The organism is Brevibacillus sp. GCM10020057, from assembly GCF_042683565.1.
Taxonomy (GTDB): domain Bacteria; phylum Bacillota; class Bacilli; order Brevibacillales; family Brevibacillaceae; genus Brevibacillus.
The window spans coordinates 1-763 of the sequence record NZ_JBHUJW010000015.1 but is presented as its reverse complement, the minus strand read 5'-3'; the positions used below and the strand labels follow the sequence as shown (position 1 = coordinate 763).

2 rRNA genes are annotated in these 763 nt (G+C 54.3%); both read right to left on the bottom strand.

What is annotated here, in order from left to right:
- A 23S ribosomal RNA gene (locus ACFSO0_RS05005) occupies window positions 1-518 on the bottom strand; the annotation flags it as partial.
- A 150-nt stretch (window positions 519-668) separates the two neighbouring features.
- Window positions 669-763 (bottom strand): 5S ribosomal RNA (gene rrf, locus ACFSO0_RS05000); the annotation flags it as partial.

Sequence of the window (763 nt, the reverse complement as noted above, 5' to 3'; positions counted from 1 at the left end):
TTTCCCTCACGGTACTGGTTCGCTATCGGTCGCTAGGGAGTATTTAGCCTTAGCAGATGGTCCTGCCAGATTCACACGGGATTTCACGTGTCCCGTGCTACTCGGGGTGGGTCTCGGAGGGATGAATGTTTGGATTACGCGACTGTCACGCCCTCTGGTCAGCCTTCCCAGACTGTTCATCTACATCCATCCTTTGTAACTCCATGTGAGACGCCCCACAACCCCGCCGGGTAAACCCGACGGTTTAGGCTCTTCCGCGTTCGCTCGCCACTACTGACGGAATCACTTTTGTTTTCTCTTCCTCCGGCTACTTAGATGTTTCAGTTCACCGGGTCTGCCTTCTCATCACCTATGTATTCAGTGAAGGATACCATCCCATTACGGATGGTGGGTTGCCCCATTCGGAGATCCCCGGATCAAAGCGTGCTTACCGCTCCCCGAGGCTTATCGCAGTTCGCTGCGTCCTTCTTCGGCTCCTAGCGCCAAGGCATCCACCGTGTGCCCTTAGTAACTTAACCACAATTGGTCAGCACTAAAACGTACTTACAGTTTAAATCCTTAGCATACATGCAGTATCCAGTTTTCAAGGAACGACGACGCACAGGATGTGCTAGTGTCTGCGTTGCCTCATGGATGAGGCGTAGTTAGCAGACGATCCTTTTGCGCCCGCCTGGCAACGTCCTACTCTCCCGGCTCCCTGCGGAGCAAGTACCATCGGCGCTGGAGGGCTTAACGGCCGTGTTCGGTATGGGAACGGGTGTGT